The following is a 15,141-nucleotide window of genomic DNA, read 5'->3' on the forward strand; positions in this document are numbered from 1 at the left end:
CCGGCCTACGCTAATTAATCTTCAGTTGACGAAGATTACGCGATGGTACGCTGAATTTCGATGATCTCGAACACTTCGATCATATCGCCAACGCGAACGTCGTTGTAGTTCTTAACACCGATACCACATTCCATGCCGTTACGAACTTCGTTAACGTCATCTTTGAAGCGGCGCAGGGATTCCAGCTCACCTTCGTAGATAACCACGTTGTCGCGCAGTACGCGGATTGGGTTGTGACGCTTAATGGTCCCTTCGGTAACCATACAGCCCGCGATCGCACCGAATTTCGGTGATTTGAACACGTCACGTACTTCAGCCAGACCGATGATCTGCTGTTTCAGCTCAGGAGACAGCATGCCGCTCATCGCTGCTTTCACTTCGTCAATCAGGTTATAGATGACGGAGTAGTAACGCAGATCCAGGCTTTCAGCATCGATAACTTTACGCGCAGATGCGTCAGCACGAACGTTGAAGCCAACCAGGATAGCGTTGGACGCGGCTGCCAGGGTTGCGTCAGTTTCGGTGATACCACCTACGCCAGAACCGATGATCTTCACTTTCACTTCGTCGGTAGACAGTTTCAGCAAGGAGTCGGAGATCGCTTCCACAGAACCCTGTACGTCCGCTTTCAGAACGATGTTCACTTCGTGAACTTCGCCTTCAGTCATGTTGGCGAACATGTTCTCGAGTTTAGATTTCTGCTGGCGAGCCAGTTTCACCTCACGGAATTTACCCTGACGATACAGCGCCACTTCACGTGCTTTCTTCTCGTCACGTACCACGGTTACTTCGTCACCGGCAGCCGGAACACCGGACAGGCCGAGGATTTCCACTGGGATGGACGGACCCGCTTCCAGCACTTCCTGACCCAGTTCGTTACGCATCGCACGAACGCGACCGTATTCGAAACCACACAGAACGATGTCGCCCTTGTGCAGAGTACCTTCGCGAACCAGAACGGTTGCAACCGGACCACGACCTTTATCCAGGAAGGATTCGATTACCGCGCCGCTCGCCATACCTTTACGAACCGCTTTCAGCTCCAGAACTTCAGCCTGAAGCAGGATAGCGTTCAGCAGGTCGTCGATACCGGTACCTGCTTTTGCAGATACAGGGATGAACTGCGCTTCACCGCCCCACTCTTCCGGCATAACGCCGTACTGTGACAGTTCGTTCTTAACGCGATCCATATCGGCTTCTGGCTTATCGATTTTGTTGACTGCAACAACCAAAGGCACCTGCGCCGCTTTCGCGTGCTGGATAGCTTCAATGGTCTGTGGCATCACGCCATCATCGGCAGCAACAACCAGAACAACGATATCCGTTGCCTGAGCACCACGAGCACGCATTGAGGTAAACGCTGCGTGGCCTGGGGTATCCAGGAAGGTGATCATGCCGTTTTCGGTTTCTACGTGGTAAGCACCGATATGCTGGGTAATACCACCCGCTTCGCCGGAGGCAACCTTAGTAGAACGAATGTAGTCAAGCAGAGAGGTTTTACCGTGGTCAACGTGACCCATGATGGTCACAACCGGTGCGCGCGGTTCAGCCGCTGCGCCCGTATCACGGTCGCTCATTACTGCTTCTTCCAGCTCGTTTTCACGACGCAGGATAACTTTGTGGCCCATCTCCTCGGCAACCAGCTGTGCGGTTTCCTGGTCGATGACCTGGTTGATGGTGGCCATTGCGCCCAGCTTCATCATCGCTTTGATGACCTGAGAGCCTTTCACCGCCATCTTGTTAGCCAGTTCGCCAACGGTGATGGTTTCGCCGATCACAACGTCACGGTTAACGGCCTGAGCTGGCTTCTGGAAGCCCTGCTGCAGAGCGGAACCTTTACGCTTACCGCCTTTACCACCGCGAACCGCTGCACGTGCTTCTTCACGGTCAGCTTTAGATTCAGCGTGCTTGTTACCTTTTTTCGCAGGACGCGCCGCTTTTGTACTGCGAGTACGGCCACGACCACCTTCAACTTCACGGTCGTTATCGTCTTCTGCCTGACGTGCATGCTGAGAGGTGGTGACGTGATAATCGCTGTTGTCTTCAGTTGGTTCAGCGGTATTCACACCGTTCTTCTCGTTTTCTTCTGCCATGCGACGCGCTTCTTCGGCGACGCGGCGAGCTTCTTCTTCAAGCTTGCGGCGGGCTTCTTCTTCCGCTTTACGCTTCAGCTCGGCAGCTTCATTTTCACGGCGGGCTTTTTCAGCCTGGGCAGTTTTGGTCATTTCGTCGGTCTGTTGATTGCTCACTTTGTCTTTTTCCGCAGCGTCACGCTTCGCTTTTTCACCGGCGTCGCGTTTCGCTTTTTCTGCGGCCTCACGTTCAGCTTTTAATTCTGCTTCGCGTTTGGCAGTGGCTTCTGCCTCACGCTGAGCTTGTTCTTCCGCTTCACGCTGTGCCTGCTCTTCCGCAGCAAGGCGTTCTGCCTCTTGCGGATCACGTTTTACAAAGGTGCGCGTCTTGCGGACTTCAATTTGTACCGATTTGCTTTTGCCACCGGTACCAGGGATGTTCAACGTGCTACGCGTTTTGCGCTGCAGCGTTAACTTGTCAGGCGTAGAGCCGTGTTCACGGTTCAGGTGCGCTAACAAGGTTTGTTTTTCTTGCGCAGTCACCGAGTCATCAGCGGCCTTCGGGATCCCTGCATCAGCAAATTGCTGTACCAGGCGGTCCACGGAGGTCTGAATCTCAGCAGCCAGCGATTTTACAGTTACATCAGTCATGCTGTTCCTTCCTGCTACAGTTTATTACGCTTCGTCGCCGAACCAGCAAATATTACGTGCGGCCATGATGAGTTCGCCGGCTTTCTCGTCGGTTAAACCTTCGATATCAGCCAGGTCATCAACGCCTTGCTCAGCGAGATCTTCCAGCGTACAAACACCACGGGCAGCCAGCTTGAACGCAATCGCACGATCAAGACCTTCCAGATTCAGCAGGTCATCAGCCGGCTTCTTATCGCCAAGGCTTTCTTCCTGAGCCAGCGCCAGGGTGGTCAGTGCGTTTTTAGCGCGTTCACGCAGGGCTTCAACGGTTGGTTCATCCAGACCGTCAATTTCCAGCAGCTCTTTCATTGGCACGTAGGCCAGTTCTTCCAGCGTAGAGAAACCTTCTTCAACCAGCACAGTGGCGAAGTCTTCGTCAATGTCCAGGTATTTGGTGAAGGTATCGATCGCCGCGTGGGCTTCAGCCTGATGCTTGGCCTGAAGGTCATCAACGGTCATCACGTTGAGTTCCCAGCCGCTCAGCTGTGACGCCAGACGTACGTTCTGACCGTTACGGCCAATCGCCTGCGCCAGGTTGCCCGCTTCTACAGCGATATCCATGGTGTGTTTGTCTTCGTCAACAACGATAGACGCCACATCAGCCGGTGCCATTGCGTTGATTACGAACTGCGCCGGATTGTCGTCCCACAGAACGATATCAATACGCTCGCCGCCCAGTTCGGTAGAAACCGCCTGAACACGTGCGCCACGCATACCGACGCAAGCACCGACCGGGTCGATACGCTTGTCGTTGGTTTTCACCGCAATTTTCGCACGGGAGCCCGGATCGCGGGCCGCCGCTTTGATTTCGATAACTTCTTCGCCGATTTCCGGCACTTCGATACGGAACAGTTCAACCAGCATTTCTGGTTTAGAACGCGTCACGAACAGCTGTGCACCGCGTGCTTCAGGACGTACGGCATACAGCACACCACGAATACGGTCGCCTGGGCGGAAGTTTTCACGCGGCAGCATGTCTTCACGCAGGATAACGGCTTCAGCGTTACCCGGCAGCCCTTCGGATTTGATCTCCAGAGAGATGTTATCGCGGTTCACTTTCTTCACCACGCCAGTGATGATTTCGCCTTCCTGATCGCGGAACTGATCGACAACCAGCGCGCGCTCGGCTTCGCGAACTTTCTGCACGATAACCTGCTTCGCGGTCTGGGTGGTGATACGGTCGAAGGTGACAGATTCAATCTGATCTTCAACGTAGTCACCCACGTTCAGACTTTCGTCTTCAAAACGCGCCGCTTCCAGCGTGATCTCTTTGGTCGGTTGGGTCACTTCTTCAACGATTACCCAACGACGGAATGTATCGAAGTCACCGCTTTTACGATCGATTTCTACGCGAACATCGATCTCTTGTTCGTATTTTTTCTTGGTTGCTGTAGCCAGTGCACTTTCCAGCGCTTCGAAAATCTTCTCACGCGGCAGTGATTTCTCGTTGGAGACGGCTTCAACAACAGCCAAAATTTCTTTGTTCATCGCGGGCTTTTCACCTCAATCCAGACTGTTAAAAGTGGGGAACCAGGTTCGCCTTCTGGATATTACTCAGCGCGAACACTTCATCTTTGCCTTCGACTGTCACCGTGATCATTTCACCATCAACGGCCTTGATAATTCCCTGCCATTTACGGCGGTTCTGTACGGCCATACGCAGAACGAGAGCCACTTCTTCACCGGTAAAGCGCACATAGTGCTCGGCCGTGAACATCGGACGATCGAGGCCAGGTGAGGAAACTTCCAGGTTGTACGCAACGGTAATCGGATCTTCAACATCAAGAACCGCACTCACCTGGTGGCTGACATCAGCACAATCATCAACATTGATGCCATCTTCACTATCAATATAGATGCGCAGCGTCGATGTGCGGCCGCGAACGAATTCGATGCCGACCAGTTCGTAGCCCAGTGCTTCGACCGGTGCAGTAATCATCTCTGTTAATTTTTGCTCTAATGTGGACAAGCCCACCCCCAAGACATAAAAAAAGGGCGTAAAGCCCAGTTATTCTGTAGTCAGATAACAAAAAACCCCGATAAATCGGGGCTTTAGATAACTGAACCCTATAGCCACAACTGTGGCCTGGAGCACTTTCCGAAAGAATTTTTTCAAATCCAGCTACGAAGGCTCTAAGTCTTCACAGTATATTTGAAAAAGAACTTTATAGGAAAGTGGTTGCGGGGGCCGGATTTGAACCGACGACCTTCGGGTTATGAGCCCGACGAGCTACCAGGCTGCTCCACCCCGCGCCTGAAACGTGGCAAATTCTACGCGTTTTGGACAGAATTTGCAAATAATGCTGGGATTTGGTACCGAAGACGGGACGTAAAATCGGCGTTTAGTATATTGATAGTTGACCCCACCTGTCAACCCAGCTTCTGCCAGACAGAACAGACCAAATTTTTTACAAAAAACGCACGAGTCTCTTTCGGTCTTCGACAAAAGATGATTAAATGAATACTCACTTATTTTGCATAAAAATGCACAAGAGAGCGAAAGCGGTCTCTAATCAGTCAATCAAGCAGGGTTTTATTCTATGACGACGATTCTCAAGCATCTTCCGGTAGGACAACGTATTGGCATCGCTTTCTCAGGCGGCCTGGATACCAGCGCTGCACTGCTGTGGATGCGCCAGAAGGGAGCGGTTCCGTATGCATATACTGCGAACCTGGGTCAGCCGGACGAGGAAGATTATGACGCGATCCCTCGTCGTGCCATGGAGTATGGCGCAGAGAACGCACGTCTGATTGACTGCCGTAAGCAACTGGTCGCTGAAGGCATTGCCGCTATCCAGTGCGGTGCTTTTCATAACACTACCGGCGGCCTGACCTATTTTAATACCACTCCGCTGGGTCGTGCTGTCACCGGCACCATGCTGGTCGCCGCCATGAAAGAAGATGGCGTGAACATCTGGGGTGATGGCAGTACCTATAAAGGCAACGATATTGAACGTTTCTATCGTTACGGTCTGCTGACCAACGCCGAGTTGCAGATCTACAAACCGTGGCTGGATACCGACTTCATCGACGAACTGGGTGGCCGTCATGAAATGTCTGAGTTTATGATTGCCTGCGGCTTTGACTATAAGATGTCCGTTGAGAAAGCCTACTCAACCGACTCCAACATGCTGGGTGCGACGCACGAAGCGAAAGACCTGGAATTCCTGAACTCCAGCGTAAAAATTGTTAACCCGATCATGGGCGTAAAATTCTGGGATGAGAACGTGAAGATCCCGGCGGAAGAAGTGACCGTGCGTTTCGAACGCGGTCATCCGGTTGCCCTGAACGGTAAAACCTTCTCAGACGATGTTGAACTGATGCTGGAAGCAAACCGCATCGGCGGTCGTCACGGTCTGGGTATGAGCGATCAGATCGAAAACCGTATCATCGAAGCGAAAAGCCGTGGCATTTACGAAGCTCCGGGGATGGCGCTGCTGCACATCGCTTACGAGCGTTTGCTGACCGGTATTCACAACGAAGACACCATTGAGCAGTATCACGCTCATGGCCGTCAGCTGGGCAAACTGCTGTATCAGGGTCGCTGGTTTGATCCACAAGCGCTGATGCTGCGTGACGCCCTGCAACGTTGGGTGGCGAGCGCAATCACCGGCGAAGTGACGCTGGAACTGCGTCGCGGCAATGATTACTCCATCCTCAATACCGTGTCTGACAACCTGACCTATAAAGCAGAGCGTCTGACCATGGAGAAAGGTGAGTCAGTATTCTCTCCGGACGATCGTATTGGCCAGCTGACCATGCGTAACCTGGACATCACCGATACCCGTGAGAAGCTGTTCAACTATGTTGAGAATGGCCTGCTCTCCGCGAATTCCGGTAATGGTCTGCCGCAGGTTGAGAACCTGGAACACAGCGATAAGAAGTAATCGACAGCAAGACATGCAAAAGGCGCCCAATAGGCGCCTTTTTTGTGGTCTTCGTAGGCCCGGTAAGCGCAGCGCCACCGGGCAAAACGGCGGGCGGCGCTGCGCTTACCCGCCCTACAATAGATCGGAAACACAGAATGTACAGACGAAAAAAAAGACGTCTTGCGACGTCTTTCTTCTGGAATATTGGTACCGAGGATGGGACTCGAACCCACAAGCCCGTTAGGGCACTACCACCTCAAGGTAGCGTGTCTACCAATTCCACCACCTCGGTACTGAATACTTACTGCGGGATATCGCTGGTTGGCTTAGCCGGTGCAGCTGGCTGAGTTTGCTCAGTTTTTGCTGGCGCGCTCAGATTTTCCCACTCGCTTCCTTTACTGGTCTTGTTGCTGTTGATATTGCCCAGCACCAGACTGATGATGAAGAACAGCGTAGCCAGAATCGCCGTCGTACGGGTCATGAAGTTCGCAGAACCACTTGAACCGAACAGCGTACCGGAAGCGCCTGCTCCGAAGGAGGCTCCCATATCAGCGCCTTTACCTTGCTGCAGCATAATCAGCGCTACGAGAGCGATGGCTACAATAAGGAAAATAACTAAAAGAGCTTCGTACATAATCAACCTGTTCCTTGCGGATTTGCCGCATACCAATGCTTCGACCAATTAGCAGGATTTTGTTTCCCACTGAAGCGGGTGTGAATACTAACCAAAGCGAATCACCTTCGCAAGGGCATTTTCGAGGCATTGTATCAACTGCGGAAAAAAACAGCAAAAAGCCATTAATTGCTTAAAACAAAGGCGGCAAACGCCGCCTTTTTAAACACTTATTCTGAAAGATTATGCAGCTTTCACTGCATCCGCAATGCGGTGCGCAAATTCAGTTACCTGCGCTTCGTCTTCACCTTCCACCATCACGCGGATCAGCGGCTCGGTACCCGACTTACGCAGCAGGACGCGTCCACGGCTGCCAAGCGTCGCTTCCACCTCTGCCATCACCGCTTTCACGTTATCATTTTCCAGCGGGTCGCCTTTACCAGCGGTGAAACGCACGTTCACCAGGATCTGCGGGAACATTTTCATGCCGCTGCACAGATCGTGCAGGCTCATATGGTTACGCGCCATCGCGGCAACAACCTGAAGCGCCGCCACAATGCCGTCACCGGTGGTGGTTTTATCGAGCAGGATCACGTGGCCGGAGTTTTCCGCGCCAATGCGCCAGCCTTTTTCCTGAAGTTTTTCCAGCACGTAGCGGTCACCCACTTTCGCGCGAACAAACGGGATGCCCAGCTGTTTCAGCGCCAGCTCCAGACCCATATTGCTCATCAGCGTGCCCACCGCGCCACCGCGCAGTTGCCCCTGACGCAGGCCTTCACGCGCAATGATGTAGAGGATCTGATCCCCGTCGACCTTGTTACCTTCGTGGTCAACCATGATCACACGATCGCCATCTCCATCCAGGGCAATACCCAGATCGGCTTTTTCAGCCAGTACACGCGCCTGCAAGGCACGCACGTCTGTCGCGCCGACTTCTTCATTGATGTTCAGACCGTCCGGCTCGCAGCCGATGGTGATCACTTTCGCACCCAGCTCGCGGAAAACATTCGGCGCAATGTGATAGGTCGCACCGTTTGCACAGTCCACCACAATTTTGAGGTGTGCCAGGCTCAGTTCATTCGGGAACGTGCCTTTGCAGAATTCAATGTAGCGGCCTGCGGCATCGACAATACGGCTGGCTTTACCCAGCTCAGCGGAGTCGACACAGGTGATCTCTTTCTCCATTTCCGCTTCAATCGCCTCTTCCACGTCATCCGGCAGTTTAGTGCCGTCGATGGAGAAGAATTTGATACCGTTGTCATAGAACGGATTATGAGAAGCTGAAATGACGATGCCCGCTTCCGCACGGAAGGTACGAGTCAGATAGGCAACAGCAGGGGTCGGCATTGGCCCCGTAAAGGAAGCTGAAAGCCCCGCCGCCGCCAGCCCGGCTTCCAGCGCGGACTCCAGCATATAACCCGAAATACGGGTATCTTTACCAATAATGATCTTACGGGAGCCATGACGCGCCAGTACCTTACCCGCCGCCCAACCCAGCTTCAGGACAAAGTCAGGGGTAATTGGCGCATCGCCTACGCGCCCACGGATGCCATCGGTACCAAAATATTTACGATTACTCATAGCGTTTGTTTTCCTTCGCTGCCAGTGTGGCTTCCACCACACGCATGGCTTCTACTGTTTCTTTTACGTCATGGACGCGAATGATGTGTGCACCTTGCATCGCGGCAATCACCGCGCAGGCCAGACTGCCGCTCAGACGTTCGTTCGGCCCGACATTCAACAACTGACCAATCATCGATTTTCTCGACATTCCCACCAGCAGTGGCAGGCCGAACTGATGAAACTCTGATAAGCGCGCAAGCAACGCGTAATTGTGTGAGAGATTTTTACCGAAACCGAAGCCCGGGTCGAGCAGCAATTTCTCTTTTGCGATACCCGCACGTTCACAGCGTTCGATATGCTCAATAAAGAAGCGGGTGACGTCGGCAAACACATCTTCATATTTTGGCGCCTCCTGCATTGTCTTAGGCTGGCCCTGCATATGCATCAGACACACCGGTAGCCCGGTTTCAGCGGCGGCTTCAATTGCGCCCGGCTCGGTCAGCGAGCGGATATCATTGATAATGTGAGCACCCACTCTCGCCACTTCACGGATCACTTCGGGTTTGGAGGTATCAACGGAGATCCACACTTCAAAGCGCCGGGCGATAGCCTCCACCACCGGCACCACGCGCGCCAGCTCTTCTTCCACCGAAACCTCCGCCGCGCCAGGCCGCGTTGACTCCCCTCCAACGTCAATGATGGTGGCACCCGCGTTGATCATTAAATTCGCGTGTTTAACCGCGTCGATAAGCGAGTTATGCGTGCCGCCGTCAGAGAAGGAATCAGGCGTGACATTCAGGATCCCCATCACATGCGGATGTGAAAGGTCGAGATGCGAGTCCTGGGCGAAGAGTTTCATGGCTAAATCCCTGTTATTTGCATGGTTATATAAAAAAGAAAAACCCCGGAGCACGCTCCAGGGTTTGATGTACAGACAAACGCTTCAACAGCAGTGACTTACTTGTCGCCCAACTGCTCTGACATGGTGTTGCCCGGGTTTGGCGTACGCGGTTCATCGACCGGACGCGGTGCACGCGGGGTGCCATTGTTGTCAGAATTGTTAGACGCGCCTGGGTCTTCCCAGCCTGCTGGCGGACGCACTTCGCGGCGAGCCATCAGGTCGTCAATCTGCGGCGCATCGATGGTCTCATATTTCATGAGCGCATCTTTCATCGAATGCAGGATGTCCATATTGTCATTCAGGATCTGACGGGCGCGAGCGTAGTTACGCTCAATCAGCGCTTTCACTTCCTGGTCGATGATACGAGCCGTTTCATCGGACATATGTTTCGCTTTTGCCACGGAGCGGCCCAGGAATACTTCGCCCTCTTCTTCTGCATAGAGCAGCGGACCGAGTTTGTCGGAGAAGCCCCACTGGGTCACCATGTTACGTGCCAGGTTTGTCGCCACTTTAATATCGTTCGACGCACCGGTGGAAACATGTTCCGCACCGTAGATGATCTCTTCTGCCAGACGACCGCCGTACAGGGTTGAGATCTGACTTTCCAGCTTCTGACGGCTGGCGCTGATCGCGTCGCCTTCAGGCAGGAAGAAGGTCACACCCAACGCACGACCGCGTGGAATGATCGTCACCTTGTGTACCGGATCGTGTTCCGGCACCAGACGACCGATAATCGCGTGGCCCGCTTCGTGATATGCCGTGGACTCTTTCTGCGCTTCCGTCATCACCATGGAGCGACGTTCCGCACCCATCATGATTTTGTCTTTCGCTTTCTCAAATTCCACCATGGACACTACACGCTTGTTACCGCGAGCGGCAAACAGTGCTGCCTCGTTGACCAGGTTAGCCAGATCCGCACCGGAGAAGCCTGGAGTACCACGCGCGATGATTGCCGCGTCGATATCTGGCGCCAGCGGTACGCGACGCATATGCACTTTCAGGATCTGTTCACGACCACGAACATCCGGCAGACCGACCACAACCTGACGGTCGAAACGGCCTGGACGCAGCAGCGCAGGGTCGAGTACGTCTGGACGGTTAGTTGCCGCGATAACGATGATACCTTCGTTGCCTTCAAAGCCGTCCATTTCAACCAGCATCTGGTTCAGGGTCTGCTCACGTTCATCGTGACCACCGCCCAGGCCTGCGCCACGCTGGCGGCCAACGGCGTCGATTTCATCGATGAAGATGATGCACGGTGCTGCCTTCTTAGCCTGCTCGAACATGTCACGCACACGAGATGCACCGACACCCACGAACATTTCAACGAAGTCAGAACCTGAAATAGTAAAGAACGGGACCTTCGCTTCACCCGCGATGGCTTTTGCCAGCAGGGTTTTACCGGTACCCGGAGGGCCGACCATCAGGACGCCTTTCGGGATCTTACCGCCCAGTTTCTGGAAACGGCTCGGCTCGCGCAGGTATTCAACCAGTTCACCCACCTCTTCTTTTGCTTCGTCACAACCTGCTACGTCAGCAAAGGTGGTCTTGATCTGGTCTTCCGTCAGCATACGCGCCTTGCTCTTACCGAACGACATGGCACCTTTGCCACCACCGCCCTGCATCTGGCGCATAAAGAAGATCCAGACACCGATAAGAAGCAGCATCGGGAACCAGGAAATGAAGATAGAAGCCAACAGGCTTGGTTCTTCCGGCGGCTCGCCTACCACTTTGACGTTTTTGGTCAGAAGGTTATCAAGCAGCTTAGGATCGTTCACCGGGATGTAAGTCGTGTAACGGTTACTATCTTTCTTGGTAACGTTGATCTCACGTCCGTTGATACGCGCTTCGCGAACCTGGTCCTGATTGACCTCTTGCAGGAAGGTAGAATAATCCACCTTGCGGCCATTCGACTCGCTGGGCCCAAAGCTCTGGAAAACTGACATCAGCACAACGGCAATGACCAGCCAGAGTATTAGGTTTTTCGCCATGTCACTCAAGGGATTAACCTCATATTACAACTGTGTTAAAAACAGCGTCAGGATACTCTATATCCAGTTTCATTCAAACTTTCGCCTGAAATCTACCGGTTATCATTTTCGCCCGGTCGCTACAATATACACTTCACGGGAACGGGCCCGGGAAGAGTCCGGCTTACGAACTTTGACCTTCGCAAACAGGGAGCGAATTTCCTTAAGATACTCCTCGAAACCTTCGCCCTGAAACACCTTCACAACAAAACTACCACCAGGCGCTAGTACATCACGACACATTTCTAACGCTAGTTCCACCAGATACATGGCGCGGGGGATATCCACCGCCGGTGTTCCACACATATTTGGTGCCATATCCGACATGACAACCTGGACCTTACTGTCACCTACACGATCAAGTAATGCTTTAAGCACTAATTCATCACGAAAGTCGCCCTGAAGGAAGTCGACACCGACGATGGGATCCATTGGTAAAAGATCGCATGCGATGATACGGCCCGTTCCGCCGATCTGCGTAACCGCATACTGGGACCATCCGCCAGGTGCCGCACCGAGGTCGACCACCGTCATTCCCGGTTTAAAAAGTTTGTCACTTTGCTGTATTTCATCAAGTTTAAACCAGGCGCGGGAACGTAACCCCTTTTTCTGCGCCTGTTGAACATATTTATCGCTAAAGTGTTCCTGAAGCCAGCGGCTGGAGCTGGCAGAACGCTTTTTACCTGTCATTTAACATTTCCGTCCTGGTTCATCGTTACTTGCCTGTGACGTAAATTTCTACGCAGCTATTTGGCGATATTAGGGAGATGGCGGTAGAATGAACCGTTTTCAATCCCAACGTAAGCAAAAATATACGATGAATCTGAGTACTAAACAAAAACAGCACCTTAAAGGTCTGGCACATCCGCTCAAGCCTGTAGTGATGCTTGGCAACAATGGTTTGACCGAAGGGGTGCTTGCCGAGATTGAACAAGCGCTGGAACACCACGAGCTGATCAAGGTGAAAATCGCCTCTGAAGACAGAGACACTAAAAACCTGATCGTGGAAGCCATCGTGCGCGAAACCGGCGCCTGTAATGTACAGGTCATCGGTAAAACGCTGGTGCTCTATCGCCCATCTAAAGAGCGCAAAATCTCGCTGCCACGTTAAGGATATCCTGAATCAAACACATTTTCTGTGTGAAACGAGGGATTTCTTTCAGCAGGCGAGCAAAATGCCATGCTCCTTGAGTTGATAAAAGGCCGCTATGCGGCCTTTTTCTTTTCTTTACAATGTATCAACATCTTAGAAGAGAAGCGAATTACAGGTATTCAACCTTAATAATTTCGTATTCCACTTCGCCACCCGGGGTGCGGATAGTCACAACATCATCCTGCTCTTTGCCAATCAGGCCGCGAGCAATCGGGGAGTTCACCGAAATCAGGTTCTGTTTGAAGTCCGCTTCATCATCACCCACGATGCGATAGGTTTGCTCTTCGTCGTTGTCCAGATTCAGGACGGTGACGGTAGAGCCGAAGATCACGCGACCGTTGTTTGGCATTTTAGTGATATCGATAACCTGCGCGTTGGACAGTTTCGCTTCGATATCTTTGATGCGCCCCTCGCAGAAACCCTGCTGCTCACGCGCCGCGTGGTATTCAGCATTCTCTTTCAGGTCGCCATGCTCACGCGCATCCGCGATAGCGGCGATGATTTCAGGGCGACGTACGGATTTCAGAAAATCCAGCTCTTCGCGCAGTTTTTCGGCACCACGTAAGGTCATCGGAATAGCTTGCATTTGTTATACCTCTTAAACATTCCTGTTGGGAGCAGTGTTCCCTGCTCCAGCCCACCTGAACAGGCCAGAAGCAAAAAGAAAACCGACCCGGGAGCAACGCCCCAGGTCAGCAGCAATTTTTCAATTTGATACGCATTTTACCGCGAAGTTCACTATGGGTCATCGTTTACTTTACAGTGCCATGCACCGTAGTATGACGGTTTGTTTTCGGGTTGTTAGCGCGAGATTATGCGATTTTCCAGTTTTATCATCGGATTGACTACCAGTATAACGTTCACCGTTCAGGCCGCGAATGTTGATGAGTACATTAATCAACTGCCCGCCGGCGCGAACCTTGCCCTGATGGTGCAGAAGGTTGGCGCGCAGGCTCCCGAGATTGACTATCACAGTCAACAGATGGCGCTGCCTGCCAGTACCCAGAAGGTGATCACTGCCCTCGCCGCCCTGCTCCAGCTCGGGCCTGACTTCCGTTTTACTACCACCCTTGAAACCAGAGGTAACGTTGAGGGTGGCGAACTGAAAGGCGATCTTATCGCCCGTTTTGGTGGCGATCCCACCTTTAAGCGCCAGGATGTCCGCAACATGGTGGCGGTACTGAAAAAATCCGGCGTAACAAAAATTGATGGCAACGTGCTGATCGACACCTCCATTTTCGCCAGCCACGATAAAGCGCCTGGCTGGCCATGGAACGACATGACGCAGTGCTTTAGCGCCCCGCCAGCCGCCGCCATCGTTGACCGTAACTGCTTCTCCGTATCGCTTTACAGCGCGCCAAAACCCAATGACTTAGCGTTTATCCGCGTGGCGTCTTACTACCCGGTCACGATGTTCAGCCAGGTGCGGACGCTGGCGAAAGGCTCCCCGGAGGCGCAGTATTGTGAGCTCGACGTGGTACCGGGCGATCTCAATCGCTATACGCTCACCGGCTGCCTGACCCAGCGGGCCGATCCCCTCCCGCTGGCCTTTGCCATTCAGGATGGCGCAGGCTATGCCGGTGCCATTTTTAAAGATGAACTGAAGCAGGCGGGCATAACCTACACCGGAACGCTGCTGCGCCAGACGCAGGTGAATGAACCAGGCACGGTGATTGCCAGCAAACAGTCCGCGCCACTGCATGATTTGCTTAAGATTATGCTGAAAAAGTCGGATAACATGATTGCCGACACGGTGTTCCGTATGATTGGGCATGCGCGCTTTGGTGTGCCAGGAACCTGGCGGGCCGGTTCTGATGCCGTACGTCAGATCCTGCGCCAGCAGGCGGGTATCGATCTGGGCAATACGATCGCTGTCGACGGTTCCGGTTTATCGCGCCATAACCTGATCTCACCGGCCACCATGATGCAGGTGTTGCAGTACATCGCTCAGCATGACGCTGAGCTAAACTTTATTACAATGCTGCCGCTCGCCGGACACGATGGGTCACTTCAGTACCGTGCGGGCCTTCACGCTGCAGGCGTGGATGGCAAAGTGTCAGCCAAAACGGGTTCCCTGCAAGGCGTTTACAACCTTGCCGGTTTTATCACGACAGCCAGCGGGCAACGCATGGCCTTTGTGCAGTATCTTTCCGGCTATGCCGTCGAACCGGCTGACCAGCGCAATCGTCGTATTCCACTGGTGCGTTTCGAAAGCAGGCTCTATAAGGACATCTACCAGAATAACTAGCG

Annotated in this window: 12 protein-coding genes and 2 tRNA genes; 3 read left to right on the forward strand and 11 right to left on the reverse strand. The window is 53.1% G+C overall.

Features of this window, described 5'->3' with window-relative positions; all coding sequences use genetic code 11:
* Nucleotides 1-35: 35 nt before the first annotated feature.
* The 4 genes from infB to ACQG03_RS19035 all read right to left on the reverse strand — a co-directional run bounded on the left by infB (nucleotide 36) and on the right by ACQG03_RS19035 (nucleotide 5,015).
* Nucleotides 36-2,723, reverse strand: a complete 2,688-nt coding sequence (gene infB / locus ACQG03_RS19020; RefSeq protein ID WP_022649517.1) for a translation initiation factor IF-2 — start codon at nucleotides 2,721-2,723, stop codon at nucleotides 36-38.
* A 24-nt stretch (nucleotides 2,724-2,747) separates the two neighbouring features.
* The gene (gene nusA, locus ACQG03_RS19025; protein ID WP_003861798.1) at nucleotides 2,748-4,250 is read right to left on the reverse strand and encodes a transcription termination factor NusA; all 1,503 of its coding nucleotides are present in this window, start codon (nucleotides 4,248-4,250) and stop codon (nucleotides 2,748-2,750) included.
* Between the two features lie 28 nt (nucleotides 4,251-4,278).
* Entirely contained in the window at nucleotides 4,279-4,731 is a 453-nt protein-coding gene (gene rimP / locus ACQG03_RS19030; protein WP_014833432.1) for a ribosome maturation factor RimP, read from the reverse strand.
* A 207-nt stretch (nucleotides 4,732-4,938) separates the two neighbouring features.
* A tRNA-Met gene (locus ACQG03_RS19035) sits at nucleotides 4,939-5,015 on the reverse strand.
* Nucleotides 5,016-5,302: 287 nt separating this feature from the next.
* On the opposite strand from ACQG03_RS19035, the gene argG reads away from it, so the two are divergent.
* Nucleotides 5,303-6,649 carry an argininosuccinate synthase gene (gene argG / locus ACQG03_RS19040; protein WP_022649518.1) on the forward strand — a complete coding sequence of 449 codons (1,347 nt, stop codon included), beginning with the start codon at nucleotides 5,303-5,305 and terminating at the stop codon, nucleotides 6,647-6,649.
* Nucleotides 6,650-6,836: 187 nt separating this feature from the next.
* On the opposite strand, the gene ACQG03_RS19045 is transcribed toward argG, so the two are convergent.
* The 6 genes from ACQG03_RS19045 to rlmE form a co-directional block, all read right to left on the reverse strand.
* Nucleotides 6,837-6,923, reverse strand: a tRNA-Leu gene (locus tag ACQG03_RS19045).
* Between the two features lie 9 nt (nucleotides 6,924-6,932).
* Nucleotides 6,933-7,265, reverse strand: coding sequence for a preprotein translocase subunit SecG (gene secG / locus ACQG03_RS19050; protein ID WP_003861803.1), 333 nt, complete (start codon nucleotides 7,263-7,265; stop codon nucleotides 6,933-6,935).
* A 222-nt stretch (nucleotides 7,266-7,487) separates the two neighbouring features.
* A complete protein-coding gene (gene glmM / locus ACQG03_RS19055) occupies nucleotides 7,488-8,825 on the reverse strand; it encodes a phosphoglucosamine mutase (RefSeq protein WP_063163495.1) in 1,338 nt (445 codons plus the stop codon).
* Nucleotides 8,818-9,666: a dihydropteroate synthase gene (gene folP / locus ACQG03_RS19060; RefSeq protein WP_022649520.1), complete on the reverse strand. Its 849-nt coding sequence runs from the start codon at nucleotides 9,664-9,666 to the stop codon at nucleotides 8,818-8,820. The genes glmM and folP overlap by 8 nt, the downstream gene beginning before the upstream one ends.
* A gap of 98 nt (nucleotides 9,667-9,764) precedes the next feature.
* The gene (ftsH, locus tag ACQG03_RS19065) at nucleotides 9,765-11,699 is read right to left on the reverse strand and encodes an ATP-dependent zinc metalloprotease FtsH (protein ID WP_003861810.1); all 1,935 of its coding nucleotides are present in this window, start codon (nucleotides 11,697-11,699) and stop codon (nucleotides 9,765-9,767) included.
* A 102-nt stretch (nucleotides 11,700-11,801) separates the two neighbouring features.
* A complete protein-coding gene (gene rlmE / locus ACQG03_RS19070; RefSeq protein ID WP_003861812.1) occupies nucleotides 11,802-12,428 on the reverse strand; it encodes a 23S rRNA (uridine(2552)-2'-O)-methyltransferase RlmE in 627 nt (208 codons plus the stop codon).
* A gap of 127 nt (nucleotides 12,429-12,555) precedes the next feature.
* Between rlmE and yhbY the strand changes: the two genes are divergently transcribed.
* Nucleotides 12,556-12,849 (forward strand): ribosome assembly RNA-binding protein YhbY, encoded by a 294-nt coding sequence (gene yhbY / locus ACQG03_RS19075; RefSeq protein ID WP_003861814.1) that lies wholly within the window; start codon nucleotides 12,556-12,558, stop codon nucleotides 12,847-12,849.
* A gap of 151 nt (nucleotides 12,850-13,000) precedes the next feature.
* Here yhbY and greA read toward each other — a convergent pair whose 3' ends face one another.
* Nucleotides 13,001-13,477 (reverse strand): transcription elongation factor GreA, encoded by a 477-nt coding sequence (greA, locus tag ACQG03_RS19080; RefSeq protein ID WP_014171793.1) that lies wholly within the window; start codon nucleotides 13,475-13,477, stop codon nucleotides 13,001-13,003.
* 228 nt (nucleotides 13,478-13,705) lie between these two features.
* On the opposite strand from greA, the gene dacB reads away from it, so the two are divergent.
* Nucleotides 13,706-15,139 (forward strand): serine-type D-Ala-D-Ala carboxypeptidase, encoded by a 1,434-nt coding sequence (gene dacB, locus ACQG03_RS19085; protein WP_003861817.1) that lies wholly within the window; start codon nucleotides 13,706-13,708, stop codon nucleotides 15,137-15,139.
* Nucleotides 15,140-15,141 lie beyond the last annotated feature (2 nt).

The sequence above is a fragment of the Enterobacter cloacae complex sp. 342H5 genome (assembly GCF_050030905.1).
GTDB lineage: Bacteria > Pseudomonadota > Gammaproteobacteria > Enterobacterales > Enterobacteriaceae > Enterobacter > Enterobacter intestinihominis.

Bases quoted from the DNA above. Each gene is read 5' to 3' on its own strand.
- infB (WP_022649517.1), bottom strand. From the start codon at position 2,723: ATGACTGATGTAACTGTAAAATCGCTGGCTGCTGAGATTCAGACCTCC.
- secG (WP_003861803.1), bottom strand. From the start codon at position 7,265: ATGTACGAAGCTCTTTTAGTTATTTTCCTTATTGTAGCCATCGCTCTC.
- yhbY (WP_003861814.1), top strand. From the start codon at position 12,556: ATGAATCTGAGTACTAAACAAAAACAGCACCTTAAAGGTCTGGCACAT.
- argG (WP_022649518.1), top strand. From the start codon at position 5,303: ATGACGACGATTCTCAAGCATCTTCCGGTAGGACAACGTATTGGCATC.
- folP (WP_022649520.1), bottom strand. From the start codon at position 9,666: ATGAAACTCTTCGCCCAGGACTCGCATCTCGACCTTTCACATCCGCAT.
- dacB (WP_003861817.1), top strand. From the start codon at position 13,706: ATGCGATTTTCCAGTTTTATCATCGGATTGACTACCAGTATAACGTTC.
- glmM (WP_063163495.1), bottom strand. From the start codon at position 8,825: ATGAGTAATCGTAAATATTTTGGTACCGATGGCATCCGTGGGCGCGTA.
- ftsH (WP_003861810.1), bottom strand. From the start codon at position 11,699: ATGGCGAAAAACCTAATACTCTGGCTGGTCATTGCCGTTGTGCTGATG.
- rlmE (WP_003861812.1), bottom strand. From the start codon at position 12,428: ATGACAGGTAAAAAGCGTTCTGCCAGCTCCAGCCGCTGGCTTCAGGAA.
- greA (WP_014171793.1), bottom strand. From the start codon at position 13,477: ATGCAAGCTATTCCGATGACCTTACGTGGTGCCGAAAAACTGCGCGAA.
- nusA (WP_003861798.1), bottom strand. From the start codon at position 4,250: ATGAACAAAGAAATTTTGGCTGTTGTTGAAGCCGTCTCCAACGAGAAA.